General features: G+C 72.8%; 18 protein-coding genes. 9 read left to right on the top strand and 9 right to left on the bottom strand.

The features are described 5' to 3' along the window. Positions 1-12 precede the first annotated feature (12 nt). From panD to OG294_RS18075, 5 genes are all read right to left on the bottom strand, one after another. Positions 13-429: an aspartate 1-decarboxylase gene (panD, locus tag OG294_RS18095; protein WP_327067532.1), complete on the bottom strand. Its 417-nt coding sequence runs from the start codon at positions 427-429 to the stop codon at positions 13-15. A 46-nt stretch (positions 430-475) separates the two neighbouring features. Continuing rightward, positions 476-1,372, bottom strand: coding sequence for a pantoate--beta-alanine ligase (gene panC, locus OG294_RS18090; RefSeq protein WP_327067531.1), 897 nt, complete (start codon positions 1,370-1,372; stop codon positions 476-478). Next, positions 1,372-2,295: a Rossmann-like and DUF2520 domain-containing protein gene (locus OG294_RS18085; RefSeq protein WP_442789175.1), complete on the bottom strand. Its 924-nt coding sequence runs from the start codon at positions 2,293-2,295 to the stop codon at positions 1,372-1,374. The genes panC and OG294_RS18085 overlap by 1 nt, the downstream gene beginning before the upstream one ends. 61 nt (positions 2,296-2,356) lie before the next feature. Next, positions 2,357-3,043 (bottom strand): response regulator transcription factor, encoded by a 687-nt coding sequence (locus OG294_RS18080; protein ID WP_327067529.1) that lies wholly within the window; start codon positions 3,041-3,043, stop codon positions 2,357-2,359. A 13-nt stretch (positions 3,044-3,056) separates the two neighbouring features. Next, on the bottom strand, positions 3,057-4,259 hold the full coding sequence (locus tag OG294_RS18075) for a sensor histidine kinase (RefSeq protein WP_327067528.1): 1,203 nt from the start codon (positions 4,257-4,259) through the stop codon (positions 3,057-3,059). Positions 4,260-4,353: 94 nt separating this feature from the next. Here OG294_RS18075 and OG294_RS18070 point away from each other — a divergent pair, with 94 nt between their 5' ends. Next, positions 4,354-5,355, top strand: a complete 1,002-nt coding sequence (locus OG294_RS18070; protein WP_327067527.1) for an SAM-dependent methyltransferase — start codon at positions 4,354-4,356, stop codon at positions 5,353-5,355. Between the two features lie 5 nt (positions 5,356-5,360). After that, on the top strand, positions 5,361-6,509 hold the full coding sequence (locus OG294_RS18065) for an NADH-quinone oxidoreductase subunit D (RefSeq protein WP_327071588.1): 1,149 nt from the start codon (positions 5,361-5,363) through the stop codon (positions 6,507-6,509). A gap of 18 nt (positions 6,510-6,527) precedes the next feature. Here the strand turns inward: OG294_RS18065 and OG294_RS18060 are convergent, their stop codons facing one another. Together OG294_RS18060 and OG294_RS18055 are read right to left on the bottom strand one after the other, a co-directional pair. Beyond that, positions 6,528-7,361 carry a hypothetical protein gene (locus OG294_RS18060; protein ID WP_327067526.1) on the bottom strand — a complete coding sequence of 278 codons (834 nt, stop codon included), beginning with the start codon at positions 7,359-7,361 and terminating at the stop codon, positions 6,528-6,530. A 129-nt stretch (positions 7,362-7,490) separates the two neighbouring features. After that, positions 7,491-8,246, bottom strand: coding sequence for an alpha/beta fold hydrolase (locus OG294_RS18055; RefSeq protein WP_327067525.1), 756 nt, complete (start codon positions 8,244-8,246; stop codon positions 7,491-7,493). 117 nt (positions 8,247-8,363) lie between these two features. Between OG294_RS18055 and OG294_RS18050 the strand changes: the two genes are divergently transcribed. The 5 genes from OG294_RS18050 (at position 8,364) to OG294_RS18030 (ending at position 13,632) form a co-directional block, all read left to right on the top strand. Continuing rightward, positions 8,364-9,335, top strand: a complete 972-nt coding sequence (locus OG294_RS18050) for a Ppx/GppA phosphatase family protein (RefSeq protein WP_327067524.1) — start codon at positions 8,364-8,366, stop codon at positions 9,333-9,335. Positions 9,336-9,534: 199 nt separating this feature from the next. Continuing rightward, a complete protein-coding gene (locus OG294_RS18045; RefSeq protein WP_442789342.1) occupies positions 9,535-10,338 on the top strand; it encodes a sugar phosphate isomerase/epimerase family protein in 804 nt (267 codons plus the stop codon). Positions 10,339-10,367: 29 nt separating this feature from the next. Then, positions 10,368-11,132, top strand: a complete 765-nt coding sequence (locus OG294_RS18040; protein WP_327067523.1) for a class I SAM-dependent methyltransferase — start codon at positions 10,368-10,370, stop codon at positions 11,130-11,132. Positions 11,133-11,254: 122 nt separating this feature from the next. Next, positions 11,255-13,099: a dihydroxy-acid dehydratase gene (gene ilvD / locus OG294_RS18035; protein WP_327067522.1), complete on the top strand. Its 1,845-nt coding sequence runs from the start codon at positions 11,255-11,257 to the stop codon at positions 13,097-13,099. Between the two features lie 38 nt (positions 13,100-13,137). After that, a complete protein-coding gene (locus OG294_RS18030) occupies positions 13,138-13,632 on the top strand; it encodes a hypothetical protein (protein ID WP_327067521.1) in 495 nt (164 codons plus the stop codon). A gap of 266 nt (positions 13,633-13,898) precedes the next feature. Here OG294_RS18030 and OG294_RS18025 read toward each other — a convergent pair whose 3' ends face one another. Together OG294_RS18025 and OG294_RS18020 are read right to left on the bottom strand one after the other, a co-directional pair. Then, positions 13,899-14,348, bottom strand: a complete 450-nt coding sequence (locus OG294_RS18025) for a hypothetical protein (protein WP_327067520.1) — start codon at positions 14,346-14,348, stop codon at positions 13,899-13,901. Between the two features lie 129 nt (positions 14,349-14,477). Next, complete coding sequence (locus OG294_RS18020) at positions 14,478-14,948, bottom strand: hypothetical protein (protein WP_327067519.1); 471 nt, start codon at positions 14,946-14,948, stop codon at positions 14,478-14,480. Positions 14,949-15,470: 522 nt separating this feature from the next. On the opposite strand from OG294_RS18020, the gene OG294_RS18015 reads away from it, so the two are divergent. Then, complete coding sequence (locus OG294_RS18015) at positions 15,471-16,799, top strand: NDP-sugar synthase (protein ID WP_327067518.1); 1,329 nt, start codon at positions 15,471-15,473, stop codon at positions 16,797-16,799. A 143-nt stretch (positions 16,800-16,942) separates the two neighbouring features. Continuing rightward, positions 16,943-17,635, top strand: coding sequence for an NAD(P)H-binding protein (locus OG294_RS18010; protein WP_327067517.1), 693 nt, complete (start codon positions 16,943-16,945; stop codon positions 17,633-17,635). Positions 17,636-17,700: the final 65 nt, after the last annotated feature.

Below are 17,700 nucleotides of genomic sequence, written 5' to 3'. Positions count from 1 at the left end.
AGTCGGCCGGTGTTACGCGTGTACGGCGTCGCCGCGCAGGGTGTCCGTCCCGGGCAGGGCTTCGGCGGCGTCGGAACCGAAGCCGGTGATCCTGTTCTCCGCGTCCACGAAGACCACCTTGGGCTGGTAGGCCCTGGCCTCGGCGGTGTCCATCTGCCCGTAGGCGATCAGGATCACCAGGTCGCCGGGGTGGACCAGGCGGGCGGCGGCGCCGTTGATGCCTATCACGCCGGTGCCGCGCGGCCCGGCGATGGTGTAGGTCTCCAGCCGGGCGCCGTTGTTGATGTCGACGATGTGGACCAGCTCGCCGGGGAGCAGGTCGGCCGCGTCGAGCAGGTCCTGGTCCACCGTCACCGAGCCGACGTAGTGCAGGTCGGCCTGGGTGACGGTGGCCCGGTGGATCTTGGACTTGAGCATGGTGCGGAGCATGGGTCACGCCTCCTGAGGTGAGTGCATGCCGAAGGGAATTACTGGGTTACCTGACCTGCAGGCGGACGTTGTCGATCAGGCGGGTGGACCCCACCTTCGCCGCCACGGCCAGCACCGCCTCGCCCTGGAAGTCGTCCGGCGCCTCGACGAAGTCGTGCGGGTCGATCAGGGCGAGGTAGTCGAGTTCGATGCCGTCCGCCTCGGACAGCACCTGCCCGGCCGCCTCGCGCACGGCCGCCGGGCCCTTGGCGGCCACGTCACGGCCGGCGAACAGCGCGCGGGAGAGCGCCAGCGCCTGGGTGCGCTCGGCCTCGGAGAGGTAGCGGTTGCGCGAGGAGAGTGCCAGGCCGTCGGCCTCGCGGACGGTCGGCACGCCGATCACCTCGACGTCGAAGTCCAGGTCGGCCACCATCCGCTGGATGACCGCCAGCTGCTGGGCGTCCTTCTCGCCGAAGAACGCGTAGTCCGGGTCGGTGATGTGCAGCAGCTTGGCCACCACGGTCAGCACCCCGTCGAAGTGCCCCGGGCGGGTGGCGCCCTCGAAGCGCTCGCCCATCGGGCCCGCGCTCAGCCGCACCTGCGGGGTGCCGTTGGGGTAGACCTCCTCGGGCAGCGGGGCGAAGACCACGTCGGCGCCGTGCTCCTCGGCCAGTCGCACGTCGGCGGCCAGGCTGCGCGGGTAGCGGTCCAGGTCCTCGGTCGGGGCGAACTGCAGCGGGTTGACGAAGACCGTCACGGCCACCCGGCCCTCGGGGCCGACCTCCTTGCGGGCGGCCCGGATCAGCGCGGCGTGGCCCTCGTGCAGCGCGCCCATGGTCATCACGACCGCGTTGTCCACCGGGCGCTCGTCGGGCCAGAAGGCCGCCTCGAAGTCGCCGACGGTGTGGGTGAGCTGGGTCTTGCGGACCATGGGGGCCTTGGCGGCGGGCTTGGGGCGGGCCATTACTTCTCCTCGTTGAGTACGTCCAGCAGCGAGGCCGCCGCTTCGTCCGTCAGCGTCCCGTGCGCCAGCGCCCGCTGCGCGGTGGCCTTCGCCATCGCCCGGTAGGCCGCCGGGATGTCCGGGGACACGGTGGTCAGCTGCGCCAGGTGGCGGCGCACGGTGCCGGCGTCGCCGCGGGCGACCGGGCCGGTCAGCGCCGCGTCGCCGGAGCGCAGGCTGTTGTCCAGCGCGGCGCCGAGCAGCGGGCCGAGCAGCCGGCCCGGTTCGGCGATGCCCGCGGTGCGCAGCAGGTCCATGGCCTGCGCGACCAGGGTGACCAGGTGGTTGGCGCCGTGCGCCAGGGCCGTGTGGTAGAGCGGGCGGACCGCCTCGGGAACCCACTCGGGCTCGCCGCCCATCTCCACCACCAGCGCCTCGGCCACCGGGCGCAGCTCCTCGGGAGCGGTCACCCCGAACGGGCAGCCGGCCAGCCGGGCCAGGTCGACGGAGCCGCCGGTGAAGGTCATCGCCGGGTGCAGCGCCAGCGGCAGTGCGCCGGCCCGGGTGGCGGGATCCAGCACGTTCACGCCGTACGCGCCGGAGGTGTGCACCACCAGCTGGCCGGGGCGGATCGCGCCGGTCGCGGCCAGGCCCGCGACCAGGTCGGCGAGCACGTCGTCCGGCACGGTGAGCAGCACCAGGTCGGCGGCGGCCAGCACCTGGGGCGGTGTCACCAGCCGCACCCCCGGCAGCAGCTCCCCGGCGCGGCGCAGGGAGGCGGCGGAGACGCCGGAGGCGGCCACCACCTGGTGGCCGGCCAGTTGCAGGGCGGCGCCGAGCGCCGGGCCCACCCGTCCGGTCCCCACCACGCCCACGGTCAGGCGGGCGGGGCGGGCCGCGGGGTCACTCGGGTCGGGGAGGTCGAAAAGATCGGAAGTGCTCACGGGCTTCTGCGTTCCAGTCCTCATACGGGTACCAGACGGTCCGTCCCATCCTACGGCCCCCCTACGCGCGGCCCGCCCGCAGCAGCCCCGCCTCGTAGGCGAGCACCACGGCCTGCACCCGGTCGCGCAGGCCCAGCTTGCCCAGGATCCGCCCGACGTGGGTCTTCACGGTGGCCTCGGAGAGCACCAGCTCGGCGGCGATCTCGCTGTTCGACAGCCCCTGGGCGACCAGCAGGAAGACCTCCCGCTCGCGCTCGGTCAGCGGGGTCAGCGCGGGCGGCCCCGAGGCGGGCTGCGGGACGGGCAGCACCTCGGCGAACCGGTCGATCATCCGCCGGGTGGTGGTCGGGGCGACCACCGCGTCGCCCGCGTGCACCGCGCGGATCGCGGTGACCAGCTCGGTCGGCGGCACGTCCTTGAGCAGGAACCCGCTGGCCCCGGCCTTGAGCGCGGCGAAGGCGTACTCGTCCAGGTCGAAGGTGGTCAGGATGAGCACCTTGGGCGCTCCCGCGCGGGGGGTGCCGTCGGGCTCCAGGCAGATCCGCCGGGTGGCCTGCACCCCGTCCATCCGCGGCATCCGGACGTCCATCAGGATCACGTCGACCTCGCTGGCGGCGGCCACCTCGACGGCCTGGGCGCCGTCGCCCGCCTCGGCGGCGATCTCGATGTCCGCCTGTGACTGCAGCACCATCCGGAAGCCGGTGCGCAGCAGTTCCTGGTCGTCGACGAGCATCACGCGGATCGTCACCTGGGGGTTCTCCTTATCGGGCGGTCTTGAGGGGGAGCACGGCGCGGATCCGGAACCCGCCGCCGGGCCGTGGGCCGGCATCCAGGCTGCCGCTGACCATGCCGATCCGCTCACGCATGCCGATCAGGCCGTGGCCCTGGCCGTCCGTGCCGCCCCGGGAGAGCTGCTCGTCGGTGCTGCCGCGGCCGTCGTCCTCGATCAGCACGTTCAGGTCGCGGTCGCCGAAGTCCACCGCCACCCGGGCGCTGACGTTCGGTCCGCCATGCTTGCGCACATTGGTGAGGGCTTCCTGAACGATCCGGTAGACGGTCAGCTCGACGCCGCGCGGCAGCTCGCGGACCTCGCCCGAGGTGGAGTACTCCACCGGCAGACCGGCGGTGCGCACCTGCTCCAGCAGCTCGGGCAGCTCCTCCACACCGGGCTGCGGCACGTACTCCTCGGCCGCGTCGGCGGTGCGCAGCACGCCCAGCAGCCGGCGCATCTCGACCAGCGCCTGCCGCCCGGTGGAGGCGATGGTGCCCAGCGCCTCCTTGGCCTGCTGCGGCGAGTTGTCCATCACGTAGGCCGCGCCGTCGGCCTGGACGATCATCACCGAGACGTTGTGCGCGACCACGTCGTGCAGCTCGCGGGCGATCCGGGCGCGCTCGGCGGCCACCGCCACCTTGGCCTGGGCGTCGCGCTCGCGCTCCAGCCGGGACGCCCGGTCCTCCAGCTCCACCAGGTAGGCGCCGCGGACCCGGGTGAGGCGGCCCCAGGCCCAGCAGAGGATGAACGGGGTGGAGAGCAGCACGGCGACGAACGCCTGCTGCAGGAAGCCGTGGGCGGGTGAGCCGTTGTCCGAGCTCTTGTGCAGCATCCCGACCGTCAGAGGTCCGGCGAGCAGGCCGCTGACCAGCGCGAAGCGCGAGATCCAGGGGACGGCGAAGGCGGCGCCGGTGTAGACGAAGACCAGGTAGCCCAGCGAGGAGGCGTCCGGGTCGACGTTCGCCAGCACCTGCATCAGGCCGAGCAGCATCGCCGCGACGGTGGTCGGCCCCGGCCAGCGGCGGCGCACCACCATCAGGCCGAACATCAGCACGGTGATCAGGTAGTAGGCCCCGCTGCGCCAGCCGGTGGCGTTCATGTTGGAGACCAGGGCCAGGAAGAGCACGATGGACGCCCAGACGCCATCGACCACCATGGGGTGTCCGCGAAGCCAGGCGTAGAGTCGATGCACGTGACAAGCCTAGGCAGTCGCCAGGGGCCGTCCCGTCCGCCACAAGAGCGATACCGTCCTCGTCCGCAGGTCGGAGCCCGGTACGGTCGCGGGCATGACCTGGATGCGCTGGCGACCCGCCATGGAACGGGCCCTGTACGGGCCTCAGGGCGGTTTCTACCACCGTCCTGAGGGACCGGCCGGGCACTTCAGGACCTCCGTGCACGCCTCACCCCGGTACGCGGCGGCCGTCGGGCGGCTGCTCCTGGAGGTGGACGAGGCGCTCGGCCACCCCGAGGAGATCGCCCTGATCGACGTCGGGGCCGGGCGGGGTGAACTGGTGGGGGCGCTCTGCGGGCTGCTGCCGGGGCGGCTGCGGGCCTACGGCGTCGAGCTGGCCGCCCGCCCGGACGGGCTGCCGGCGCAGGTGCGGTGGACCGAGCGGGTGCCCGAGGGGGCGGTGGGGCTGCTGTTCGCCAACGAGTGGCTGGACAACGTCCCGCTCGACATCGCCGAACGGGACGAGGACGGTGTGCCGCGCTACGTCGAGGTCACCGTGACGGGGGAGGAGCGGCTGGGCCCGCCGTTGACCGGGGCCGACGCCGCGTGGGCCGGGCGCTGGTGGCCCGCGGGGGAGCCGGGGGAGCGCATCGAGCTGGGCGGGACCAGGGACGCGGCCTGGGCGGCGGCCGTGGGGGCGCTGGAGCGCGGGCTCGCGGTGGCCGTGGACTACGCGCACCGGAAGTCGGACCGGCCGGTCTTCGGGACCCTGGCCGGCTTCCGGAACGGCCGTGAGGTGCCCCCGGTGCCGGACGGCAGCTGCGACCTGACCGCGCACGTGGCGCTCGACTCGGTGGCCGTCCCCGGTGTCCACAGCCTGTGGACAACCCAGCGCACCGCGCTGCGCGCGCTCGGCGTCGACGGCACCCGGCCGCCGCTCGCGCTCGCCTCCAGCGACCCGGCCGGGTACGTGCGGGCGCTGGCCGCCGCGGGGGAGGCGGCCGAGCTGACGGCCACCGCCGGGCTGGGCGGCTTCGGCTGGCTGGTCCAGGCCGTCCGGATGCCGGTACCGCGGAGCCTGGCGGGGCTGGCGGGATGGCAGACTCTGGGGGCATGAGCAGCTTGAGGGAGACCACCGTCGGCATCGGGTCGGGCGCGGAGAGCACCGCCACCGACATGGTGCTGAACATCGGCCCGCAGCACCCGGCCACCCACGGTGTGCTCCGGCTCAAGCTGGTGCTGGACGGTGAGCGCATCGTCTCGGCCGAGCCGGTCATCGGCTACATGCACCGCGGCGCCGAGAAGCTCTTCGAGGCCCGGGACTACCGGCAGATCATCATGCTGGCCAACCGGCACGACTGGCTCTCCGCCTTCGCCAACGAGCTGGGCGTGGTGCTCGCGGTCGAGCGGATGCTGGGCATGGAGGTGCCCGAGCGCGCGGTGTGGACCCGCACCCTGCTCGCCGAGCTCAACCGGGTGCTCAACCACCTGATGTTCATCGGCTCCTATCCGCTGGAGCTGGGCGGCATCACCCCCGTGTTCTACGCCTTCACCAGCCGCGAGGAGCTCCAGCACGTGCTGGAGGAGGCCAGCGGCGGGCGGATGCACTTCATGTTCAACCGGGTCGGCGGCCTCAAGGAGGACCTGCCGGCCGGCTGGCTCGGCCGGGTCCGCACCGCGATCGCCGCCGTCCGCGCCCAGCTGCCGGTCTACCAGGACCTGGTGCTGGGCAACGAGATCTTCCGGGCCCGTACGGCGGGCGTCGGCGTGCTCGCCCCCGAGCACGTGCACGCCTACGGCATCACCGGCCCGATCGCGCGGGCCAGCGGCGTCGACTTCGACCTGCGCCGCGACGAGCCCTACCTGGCCTACGGCGAGCTCCAGGACGTGCTCAGCGTGGCGGTGCGCGAGGAGGGCGACTGCCTGGCCCGCTTCGAGTGCCTGCTGGAGCAGACCGTCAACTCGCTCGACCTCGCGGACGCCTGCCTGGACCGGCTGGCCGGCCTGCCGGCCGGGCCGGTCAACCTGCGGCTGCCCAAGGTGCTCAAGGCACCCGAGGGCGAGACCTACGCGTGGACGGAGAACCCGCTCGGGGTCAACGGCTACTACCTGGTCTCGCGCGGCGACAAGACGCCCTGGCGGCTCAAGCTGCGCTCGGCGTCGTTCAACAACATCCAGGCGCTGATCGAGCTGCTGCCCGGCACGCTGGTGGCGGACATGGTGGCGATCCTCGGGTCGATGTTCTTCGTGGTCGGGGACATCGACAAGTAGCCGGGCGGCTGCCGGTGGTTACGCGTCCTTCTTGCGCTTCGGGTCGGCGGGGTGCGGCGCGAGCTTGCGGTCGGCCCTGCTCTTGATCCGCTGGTCGCACAGCTCGGTCAGCACCGCGTAGGCCGCCGGGCCCATCAGCTCGGTCAGCTCGGCGCGGTAGCTGACGTAGACCGGGTCGGGGCCCTGGTGCGCCTCCGGGCTGCTGGTGCACCACCAGTGCAGGTCGTGGCCGCCCGGGCCCCAGCCGCGCCGGTCGTACTCGCCGATGCTCACCTGCAGGTAGCGGGTGTCGTCCGGGCGGTCGATCCAGTCGTAGGTGCGGCGGATCGGCAGCTGCCAGCAGACGTCCGGCTTGGTCTCCAGCGGCTCCTTGCCCTCCTGCAGCGCCAGCGTGTGCAGCGCGCAGCCCTGGCCGCCGGCGAAGCCGGGGCGGTTGAGGAAGATGCAGGCGCCGTCCACCCGGCGGGTCTGCCGGTCGCCGTCCTCGTCCAGCATGGTGATGCCGCCGTCGAGCTTGAGCCGGCCCTTCTTGTCGGTGCCCTGGTCGAAGTACTGCCAGGTCTCGGGGGTCAGCCGCTTGGCGTGCTCGATGACGCGCTGCTCGTCGTCCTCGTCGGAGTAGTGCGCGCCCAGCGTGCAGCAGCCGTCCGACTCGCCGCGGCCCGGGCGGATGCCGTGGCAGCCCTGGCCGAAGATGCAGCCCCAGCGGGAGGTCAGCCAGGTCAGGTCGCAGCGGAAGACCTGCTCGTCGTCGGCGGGGTCGGCGAACTCGACCCAGGCGCGCGGGAAGTCCAGCGCGACCTCGGGCTGGGGCTTCTTGAGGGTGGGGGCGGGGATGTCGATGGCGGCCACCCGGCAAGGGTAGCCGCCATCGGCGACGCTGCCGTCTGAAGCGCCCCGCCGGCGCCGGTCGGTCCGGGTCCCGTGCCGGCCGGTCCGGGTCGGCCCCGGTCCGGCGCCGGTCGGTCGGGTCAGTCCCGGTCAGTCCCGCAGGAAGGCCTCCAGCGCGGTGGCGAAGGCCACCGGCGTCTCGTACATCGGGTAGTGGCCGGTGGCCGGCAGCACCTCGAGCTCGGCCGCGGGGTAGAGCGGCTGCCAGCCGGTGCGGAAGAGCGCGGGGGTGAGCGCCAGGTCCAGCTCGCCGACGAAGACCCTGACCGGCAGCGGCTGGCCGGCCACCTTCGCGGCGAAGTCCTGGGTGGTCCACTCGGTCAGGTAGGCCTCGAAGGCGTCCACCCGGCTGGTCGCCGAGGAGCGGGCCACCATCCGGTCCAGCCAGACGGCGTTCGCCCGCTGCCCGGTGACCTGGTCCAGGATCATCCGGCGGGCGGTGAAGTTGCGCGGGGCGGCGTGGAAGAGCGCGTGCTCCTCCTCGCCGAGCGGGAAGGCGCCGGCCGGCACCGGCGCGACGGCGGCCAGCTTGCGCACCCGGTGCGGCGCCTGGGCCAGCACCAGCTGGGCGGCCTTGGCCCCCATCGAGTGGCCGACCAGCGAGAAGGTCTCCCAGCCCAGCTCGTCGGCGAGGGCGAGGGTGTCGGCGGCGATCTCGGCGAGGGTGAACTCGCCGGGGACCTCGACCCGGTCGCCGTAGCCGCGGTAGTCGAGGAAGGCGTAGCCGAAGGCGCTCTTGTCCAGGTAGTCCAGGAAAGGACCCCAGCCGGCGGTGGTGCCGAACCAGTCGTGCAGGACGATGACCCTGTGCTCGCCCGCGCCCAGGCGGCGGTGACTGATCGTCATGGTGGGTTGCTCCCGGGGTGTGAGTGGTCGTCAGCCACCAGGCTGGCGCGCGAGCCGCCCGATCGGCAATCGAACAGGCGGGATTTCCGCAGGTGCCGTGGCGTAGCGTGGGGATCTATGCGACTCGGTGTGCTCGACGTAGGTTCCAACACGGTCCACTTCCTCGTGGTGGACGCCCACCGCGGCGCCGCACCGCTGCCCGCGTACTCGCACAAGGCGGAGCTGCGGCTGGCCGAACTGCTCGACGAGCACGGGGCGATCCGCGACGACGGGGTGGCCCGGCTGATCGACATGGTCGCCTCCTCGCTGCGGGTGGCCGAGGACAAGGGCGTGGTCGACCTGCTGCCCTTCGCCACCTCGGCGGTGCGCGAGGCGGCCAACGGCGAGAGCGTGCTGCGCCGGGTGCGCGAGGAGACCGGGGTCGAGCTGACCGTGCTCGCCGGGCAGGACGAGGCGCGGCTGACCTTCCTGGCCGTGCGCCGCTGGTTCGGCTGGTCCTCCGGGCGGCTGCTCGACCTGGACATCGGCGGCGGCTCGCTGGAGATCGCCTGCGGCATCGGCGAGCAGCCGGACGCCGCCTTCTCGCTGCCGCTGGGCGCGGGCCGGCTGACCGCCAACCGGCTGCCGGGCGACGTGGCCGACCCCGAGGCGGTGCGCGAGCTGCGCCGCCACATCAGGGCCGAGATCGCCGGGGTGGTCGGTGAGGTGGCCAGACTCGGGCCGCCGGACCACGCGGTGGCCACCTCCAAGACCTTCAAGCAACTGGCCCGGATGACCGGCGCCGCGCCCGCCGAGGCCGGCCTGCGGGTGCCGCGCCGGCTCACCCGCAGCGGCCTGGCCGCCTGGCTGCCGCGGCTGGCCGCGATGACGGCGGCCGAGCGGGCCAAGATCCCCGGTGTCTCCGAGGGGCGCTCCCGCCAGCTGCTGGCCGGTGCGCTGGTGGCGGACGCGGCGATGGACCTGTTCGGGCTGGAGGCGCTGGACATCTGCCCCTGGGCGCTGCGCGAGGGGATCATCCTGCGCCGGCTGGACAGCATGGAGCAGCAGGGCACCACCCCGTCCGCCCCGTCGGCGCTCCTAGGCGCTTAACCTGAATCCCGTGGAGGAGGAGCAGGCCAAGGAAGCGGGCGGCGGGCGCGGCGAGGCACGGCCGCGGCGGCGCGCCGGGCAGGCGGAGCCCGCGGCACGGCCCAGGCTGCCCAGGGCGCCGCGCCGCAAGGCGGCCGCCCCGCGGCGCGACCCGCTGCTGCGCACCACCGACCGGCTGGTGCTGCCGGCGCACCCGGCGCTGCACGTCCCGGACACCAAGGTCGCGCTCTCCACCGCCTCGGTCTACCCCGACAACACCGCGATCGCCTTCGAGCTGGCCGCCAAGCTGGGCTACGACGGCGTGGAGGTGATGGTCTGGAACGACCCGGTCAGCCAGGACCTGGACGCGCTGCGCGCACTGAGCGAGAAGCACCGGATGCCGATCCTGGCGGTGCACGCACCCTGCCTGCTGATCACCCAGCGGGTCTGGACCACCGACCCGTGGACCAAGCTGAAGCGCGCCAGGGCCGCGGCCGAGACGCTGGGCGCCGACACCGTGGTGGTCCACCCGCCGTTCCGCTGGCAGCGCGCCTACGCGCGCGAGTTCGTCCAGGGCATCGAGCGGATGGCGGGCGAGACGGCAGTGCGGTTCGCGGTGGAGAACATGTACCCGTGGCGCTACAAGGACCGCGAGGTGCTCGCCTACGCCCCCGGCTGGGAGGTCACCGAGGAGGCGTACCGGCACTTCACCGTCGACCTCTCGCACGTGGCCACCTCGCGGATCGACGCCTTCGCCCTGGTCGACCGGATGGGCGACCGGCTGGCCCACGTGCACCTGGCGGACGGCTCCGGCTCCGGCAAGGACGAGCACCTGATCCCGGGGCGCGGCAAGCAGCCCTGCGCCGAGCTGCTGGAGCGCCTGGCGCGCACCGGTTTCGAGGGCCACGTGGTGCTGGAGGTCAACACCCGGCGCTCCGGCTCACCCGCCGAGCGGGAGGCCGATCTGGCGGAGGCGCTGGCCTTCACCCGGCTGCACCTGGCCACCGGCTCGCGCGTACCCTGACGGTACGAACGATCCATCGGAGGGGTGTCATGACGGACGATCAGCTCAGGGAGCACGCCGAGAGCTTCGGTGCGGTGGCTGCCGAGTACGACCGCGCCCGGCCCTCCTATCCCGGTGAACTCTTCGATGCGATCGAGGAGTTGGCGCACCGCCCGATCAAGGGCTCGCTGGTGCTGGACGTCGGCGCCGGCACCGGCATCGCCACCAGGCTGCTGCACGCCCGCGGCGCCCGGGTCACCGCCGTCGAGCCGAGCCCGGGGATGGCGGCCCAGCTGCACCGGGTCAGCCCGGAGATCCCGCTGGTCAAGGGCGACGGCAACGACCTGCCGTGCCACGACGCCACCGCCGACCTGATCACCTACGCGCAGGCCTTCCACTGGACCGACCCCGACCGCTCGCTGCCCGAGGCGCTGCGGGTGCTGCGCCCGGGCGGTGCGCTGGCGCTGTGGTGGAACATCAAGGACCGCTCGGTGCCGTACCTGGCCGCGCAGGAGGCCCGGCTGCAGGCGGCGCTGCCCTCGTACCACTTCTACGGGGTGATGAACGCGGTCGGCGAGCACCTGGACCGCTACCCGTTCGAGGTGGCCCGGCGCACCCTGCAGTGGGAGCGCCAGCTCGACGTCGAGGACGTGCTGACCGACCTGCGCTCGAAGTCCTACTTCGCGGTGCTGGAGCCCGGGGTGCGCGAGCCGGTGCTGGCCGCCGAACGGGAGGCGCTGCTGGCCGACTTCCCGGACGGGCAGGTCGTCGAGCCGTACCAGCTGGAGCTCTGGGTCGGCACCAAGAAGGCCTGACTGCCGCGTCGGCCGGTGTTCCGCCGCCTCCGGCGGGTGACCGGCATGCGGACGGCGGGTCCGGCGGCTGGGACGGGGGCGTAGGCTCGGCTGTTACCTACCCCTGGGAATGGAGAGATCCCGTGCCCGAGCTGAAGTCCCGTACGGTCACCCACGGTCGCAACATGGCAGGCGCCCGCGCCCTCCTCCGGGCCGCCGGTGTAGCCCGGGAGGACTTCGGCAAGCCGATCATCGCGGTCGCCAACTCCTTCACCGAGTTCGTGCCGGGCCACACCCACCTGCAGCCGGTGGGCCGGATCGTCTCCGAGGCGATCCAGGCGGCCGGCGGCATCGCGCGCGAGTTCAACACCATCGCGGTGGACGACGGCATCGCGATGGGCCACCACGGCATGCTCTACTCGCTGCCCTCGCGCGACCTGATCGCCGACAGCGTGGAGTACATGGTCAGCGCGCACTGCGCGGACGCGCTGATCTGCATCTCCAACTGCGACAAGATCACCCCCGGCATGCTGATGGCCGCGCTGCGCCTCAACATCCCCACCGTCTTCGTCTCCGGCGGCCCGATGGAGGCCGGCCAGGCGGTGCTGGTGGACGGCACGGTGCGCAAGCTCGACCTGGTGAACGCGATCTCCGACGCGGTCAACGAGAACGTCTCGGACGCGGACATCGCGATCATCGAGGAGAACGCCTGCCCGACCTGCGGCTCGTGTTCGGGCATGTTCACCGCCAACTCGATGAACTGCCTGGCCGAGGCGATCGGTCTCGCGCTGCCCGGCAACGGCTCCACGCTGGCCACCCACACCGCCCGCCGGGCGCTGTACGAGGACGCCGGGCGCACCGTCGTCGAGATCACCAAGCGGCACTACGAGGGCGACGACTACTCGGTGCTGCCGCGCAGCATCGCCTCCCGCGCGGCGTTCGAGAACGCGATGGCGCTGGACATCGCGATGGGCGGCTCGACCAACACCATCCTGCACCTGCTGGCCGCCGCCCAGGAGGCCGAGCTGGACTTCGACATGCGGGCGATCGACGAGATCTCGCGCCGGGTGCCGTGCCTGTCCAAGGTGGCGCCCAACGGCTCGTACTACATGGAGGACGTGCACCGGGCCGGCGGCATCCCCGCGATCCTGGGCGAGCTGTACCGCGGCGGGCTGCTGAACGAGGACGTGCACACCGTGCACAGCGACTCGCTCGCCGAGTGGCTCAAGACCTGGGACATCCGCGGCGGCTCGCCCTCGCCGACCGCCGTCGAGCTGTTCCACGCGGCGCCCGGCTGCGTCCGCTCGGCCACCGCCTTCTCGCAGTCCGAGCGCTGGGAGACGCTGGACACCGACGCGGCGGGCGGCTGCATCCGCAGCGTCGAGCACGCCTACTCGGTCGAGGGCGGGCTCGCGGTGCTGCACGGCAACCTGGCCGAGGACGGCTGCATCGTGAAGACGGCCGGCGTGGACGAGTCGATCTGGACCTTCAGCGGCCCGGCCGTGGTGCTGGAGTCCCAGGAGGACGCGGTGGACGCGATCCTGACCAAGCGGATCAAGCCCGGCGACGTGCTGGTGATCCGTTACGAGGGTCCCAAGGGCGGCCCCGGCATGCAGGAGATGCTCTACCCGACCTCCTTCCTCAAGGGCCGCGGCCTGGGCAAGGCCTGCGCGCTGATCACCGACGGCCGGTTCTCCGGCGGCACCTCGGGCCTGTCGATCGGCCACGTCTCCCCGGAGGCGGCCTCCGGCGGCACCATCGCGCTGGTCGAGGACGGCGACATCATCGCGATCGACATCCCCGGGCGGACGATCGAGCTGCAGGTCTCCTTCGAGGAGCTGCACGAGCGCCGGCTGCGCCTGGAGGAGTCGGGCGGCTACCAGCCGGTGCACCGCGACCGTCCGGTGAGCGCGGCACTGAAGGCCTACGCGGCGATGGCCACCTCGGCGGACAAGGGCGCGGTGCGCGACGTCAGCCGACTGGGGTGAGCCGACCGGCTCCGGGGCTGCTCGGTGATACTGGAGGTGTGACCGACGAGCGCCCCACCCCCGCAGCAGCCCCCGAGCCGATCCGCTTCTTCGGCACCAGCTGGGCGGCCCGCGGCGCCGACTACTGGGTGCGGCGGGTGGCCGTCTCGCTCGGCGCGCTGGTGACCGTGGCCGTCGGCGCGCTGGTGCTGCGCTTCGCGGTGAGCGGGGTGCAGCTCTCCAAGTCGGGCGGCTTCGTCAACGGGCTGCTGATCGCCGCCATCGCCGTCTGCACCTGCCTGGCGGCGCTGCGCACCTGGAAGATCCTCGCCGAGGGCCGCGACTCGCTCGAGGGCTGGATGGCCGAGGACAAGTCGCTCGGCGCGGTCTGGCTGATCGGCTGCGTGGGCGCGGCGGCGGCGTACTTCTTCCGCAGCCTGGCCGAGGCCCCGGGCGAGGCGGTCAAGCGGGCGGCCTGGGAACGCGAGACCGCCCGGCTCGTGAAGCAGCAGGCTTCGCGGGACGGGCGGCCGGGCAAGCGGAAGAAGCGGTAGCTACTGGCGGCTGGCGGTGCCGCACTCGCGGTTCGGTGGCCGCCGGGCCTGCGGCTCCTCCTGCGGGGGCCCGTTGCGCCACTTGGCGGCCAGGGTCCGGCTCCTCGCCGGGGCCTGCTGGTCAGGGTCTTCGGCTATCGGCACCGGGTCAGTACGCCGAGGACGCACAACAGTTCGCACACCGGGCGGCCAACTTGCGGGCGCCCGGTGTGCGTTCTGCGTCTTCTGAGGTGATTGCTCCCTGTTCGGGGCGGGGAGGCCGCCGGTCAGCCGGAGCGGCGGGCGGCCTTGACCGAGCCGACCACGCCGGCCACCACCAGCAGGATGCCGGCGGGCAGCAGGGAGGTGAAGAAGGCGCCGAACAGGCCCCAGCTGCCGAGCATGCTCAGGACCAGCGTGTTGAGCACCAGCAGGGCTCCGCTGGCGGGCAGTGCGGCCTGCCAGGGGTGGGCGTCGGCCCAGCGGCGCAGCCGGCGGTCGCCGGTGTCCTTGCGCAGCTGGCCGCCGACCGTGCCGACCAGGAAGAAGAAGAACAGCGCCAGCCCGACCGGGCCGGCCAGGATGCCGGTGGACCAGTGCCCGGTCACCACGTCCACGGCCAGGGCTGCACCGCCCACCACCGCGCCGACCGCCGCGGCAGCGCGCCACGGTCCGACGGTGGCGGAGGCGACGGCCAGCTGACGGTTCTCGCGTCGCGACAGATTTCCGTGTTCCATGCCTCTACGGTGCTCCTCGGGCGGCGCGCGGGCCAGCCTCCGCGGCCCTGAGTTTTCCCCTACGGGCGGGCCCGATCGGGCGGGTCCTCCAGTAGGGGACCGGAGCCCGGGCCTCCTCCTGAGGGACCGCTACCGGGCCCCGGGCCACGGGGGGCCCTGGGAGCCGGCCCGGCCGGCGGGCTGGTGCGCCTCGTCGAGGATCGGCCAGCCCTGGGCGAGGGCGTGCTCGGCCAGCTCGGGGTCCAGGCCGATCACCCGGGGGTTGCCGACCACCCGCAGTGTGCGCAGGCCGCCGCAGTGGTCGACGTAGCCGAAGCAGCGGGCGGGGTCGAGTCCGAGCAGGATGATCGCCTCCACCACGGTGACCGGGGGTTCACCGGAGCGTGGCAGTGGCCCGGGTCTGGAGTGGTGCGGCTCGGGGTGCAGGATCAGGTCGGCCTCGACACCCAGGGTCGCGGTGTCGGGAAGCGGCCAGGGCCGGGACATCACCAGCACGACCAGGTCGCCGGCCTGGCGGTGGCGGATCGCCGCCGCGCGCAGGGCCTTGAGGCAGCCGACGGAGCGATTGCCGTCCGCCAGGTCGAAGAATGCCGCGCGCATCGGCTCAACCATGATCCTGCCTATCCCCCCTTGGAGACAAGGCCGTCGCCATTGTCACCGGTATAAGTATGGACGCCAGGTCAACGCTTCCGAAGTCGCGTGCAATCGAGGAGTCCGCCACAGAAGATATCCCTTCTTTAACACCTCTCACGGGCCGATCAAGGTTGTTTTTAATACCGGCTACGGTTGGTCACGGGAATACCGGCTTTGTCCGCCTCGGGCGTGACGGTGCGTCAGGTCGTTAATTCCGACTGCCCGGATCGCACCAATGGCCTGCTTCTTCCGAGTTGACCCGGGATTGTGGCGACTCGACGGCTTCGCGACCAGGGCGTTTCAGGAGTGATCGGCCGATTTCCCGTGCCCTGCCCACGTCAAGGTGCGCTGGAGGGCGCCTGGCGACCTGACGATAAAGGGAGGATTAGACCACGGATTTGACTCCTCCGTTGACACGCTGTGACTCATGTTGTTGAGTATTACTGGACAAGGTCGCCAACGTGGGGATGCGAGATGGGTGGCGGAGACATGGGGACCGTGGGGATCATCCTGGCCGGGGGGCGAGGCGAACGGGCCAAGCCGATCACCCTGGAGTCCGCGGACTACATCCGCAGCAAGGCGCTGATCCCCTTCGTCGGCCGCAGGCTCATCGAGTGGGTCGTCGAGGCCTGCCGGGAGCAGGGCATCCGCCGCTTCTACGTGGTCGCCCAGGGGCTGGAGAACCGCAGTCAGATCATGCTGCTGCTGGGCCACGGCGAGCGCTACGGCGTCGAGGTGCGGTACTCACGGCCGAGTTTCGACCGGTACAACGTCGGTTCCGGTGCCGCCACCCTGCACAACCTGGAGGAGTGGGACCTGACCGAGCAGGCCCTGGTGCTGCCGGTCGACTCGATCTTCGACTTCTCGCTCGCCGAACTGGAGGCCGGCCACCAGGCCGGCAAGGCCGTGGTCACGGTGGCCGCGGTGGCCCGTGCGCCGGGCGAGGTGGCCGGCAAGTACGGCGCGATGCAGACCGACCGGGCCGGACTGGTGGCCGGCTTCGTGGAGAAGCCCGACCCGGCCCGGATCAGGGAGCTCTTCCCCGAGGTGCGCGAGGACCCGGGCGCGCTGCTGCCGACCAACGCCGGGATGTACCTGATCGACTGCGCCCGGCTGCGGCAGGCCGCCCGGGAGCCCGAGCTGATGCGCCAGGCGCAGCAGCGGCTGGACTGGGGCGGCGACCTGCTGCCGTACCTGGTCGAGCGGGGCCTGCCGGTGGCCGCGCACCCGATCGCCCGGCTCGGTGACCTCGGCAACGTCGAGGACTACCTGGTCACCCTCAAGGACGTGCTGGCCGGCGACTACCCGCTGATGAACGAGCTGATGGCGGCGCCGCGCAGTGCCAGTCCGCGGTACTGGATCCACGAGAGCTCGCTGGCCACCCGGGACGACATCACCGGGACCACGCTGGCCGACAAGATCGAGGACGGCAGCGTGGTGATCGGGCCGGGGGTGCGGATCGGGCGGCACGTGGCGGTGGGCGCGGACGTCCACCTGGAGTACGCCGACGTCGGCGACGGCGTCGAGCTGCGCGAGGGGGCGCGGCTGGCCCGCAGCTCCTGCGGCGACGCCTCGGTGATCGGACCGTACGCCGAGGTCAGCGACACCTACGTGGGACCGATGGTGGAGATCCAGTCGGACCGGGAGAACCCGGTCCGACTGGAGAGTTTCTCGGCCATCGGGGACGGCGCCCAGCTGTGGCCCGGCTGCCGGCTGCGCGGGGTGAGCGTCTACCCGCGCCTGAGAGTGCCGGCGCTGGCGAATCTGCCCGCCGGCACCAGCCTGACCAGCTCGGACGACATCCTGCGCTGGGTCTGACCCGGCGCAGGGGCAGCACGGCGGAACTCGCATGACGGATCACTCAGTGGGATCGGATCGGCTCGCCGGGACCGCACGACAGGGACCGGCACGGCAGGAATCGGCTCGGCAGGGACCGGCACGGCGAAGCGAAGGAGAAGGGCATGGACAGTCCGGTGGTGGTGGTCGGCGGCGCGGGGCGCGTGGGACGGCTCATCGTGCGGCGGCTCCTGGAGCGGCGCGAGGGCGTACGGGTGGTGGGCCGCAGCGCCCCGCCCGCCAGACTCGCGCCCGCCGCCGACGCCGCGTTCGTCCGGGGCGACGTGCGGGTGCCCGAGACGCTGGTCCGTCCGCTGGCGGGCTGCTCGGCGCTGATCTACAGCGTCGAGCCGGGCACCGACGACCGTGGCCCGGACCGACCGGAGACCACGCTCTTCCAGGGCGTGCGCAATGCGCTGGCGGCGGCCGCGGCCGGCGGCAACCAGCCGCACGTGGTGCTGATCAGCCAGTTGCACGCGACCCACCAGGGCCACCCGCTGAACGCCTACGGCCGGCTGCTGGTGTGGCGGCACGCCGGCGAGGAGGCGCTGCGCGAGTCGGGCCTGCCCTACACCGTGGTGCGCCCGGGCTGGCTGATCGACGATCACGGCGCGGGCCGGCGGGTGCGGCTGGAGCAGGGTGACCGGGGGGTGGGCCAGGTGGACCGGGAGGACCTGGCCGAGGCCTGCGTGCAGGCGCTGTACACCCCGGCCGCGCGCGGCGTGACCTTCGAGATCTTCAACGAGCCAGGGGTCCCGATCCCGTCCTGGCAGCAGGCCTTCGGGTCGCTCGCCTGGGACCGGACGCCGGTGGCCTGACGAGACGAGACGCGGCGGCCCCGACCCCGGCGCTCCGGCGACGGCGGGCCGGGCACCGGGACCCG

Source organism: Kitasatospora sp. NBC_01302, from assembly GCF_035976515.1.
Taxonomy (GTDB): Bacteria; Actinomycetota; Actinomycetes; order Streptomycetales; family Streptomycetaceae; genus Kitasatospora.
Note: the sequence above shows the minus strand (reverse complement) of the source record. Positions and strands in the feature narration are given on the sequence as shown.

Coding starts and splice junctions, on each gene's coding strand:
- panD (WP_327067532.1), bottom strand. CDS start 429: ATGCTCCGCACCATGCTCAAGTCCAAGATCCACCGGGCCACCGTCACC.
- panC (WP_327067531.1), bottom strand. CDS start 1,372: ATGGCCCGCCCCAAGCCCGCCGCCAAGGCCCCCATGGTCCGCAAGACC.
- OG294_RS18070 (WP_327067527.1), top strand. CDS start 4,354: ATGACCTGGATGCGCTGGCGACCCGCCATGGAACGGGCCCTGTACGGG.
- OG294_RS18055 (WP_327067525.1), bottom strand. CDS start 8,246: ATGACGATCAGTCACCGCCGCCTGGGCGCGGGCGAGCACAGGGTCATC.
- OG294_RS18050 (WP_327067524.1), top strand. CDS start 8,364: ATGCGACTCGGTGTGCTCGACGTAGGTTCCAACACGGTCCACTTCCTC.
- OG294_RS18040 (WP_327067523.1), top strand. CDS start 10,368: ATGACGGACGATCAGCTCAGGGAGCACGCCGAGAGCTTCGGTGCGGTG.
- OG294_RS18025 (WP_327067520.1), bottom strand. CDS start 14,348: ATGGAACACGGAAATCTGTCGCGACGCGAGAACCGTCAGCTGGCCGTC.
- OG294_RS18020 (WP_327067519.1), bottom strand. CDS start 14,948: ATGCGCGCGGCATTCTTCGACCTGGCGGACGGCAATCGCTCCGTCGGC.
- OG294_RS18015 (WP_327067518.1), top strand. CDS start 15,471: ATGGGGACCGTGGGGATCATCCTGGCCGGGGGGCGAGGCGAACGGGCC.
- OG294_RS18010 (WP_327067517.1), top strand. CDS start 16,943: ATGGACAGTCCGGTGGTGGTGGTCGGCGGCGCGGGGCGCGTGGGACGG.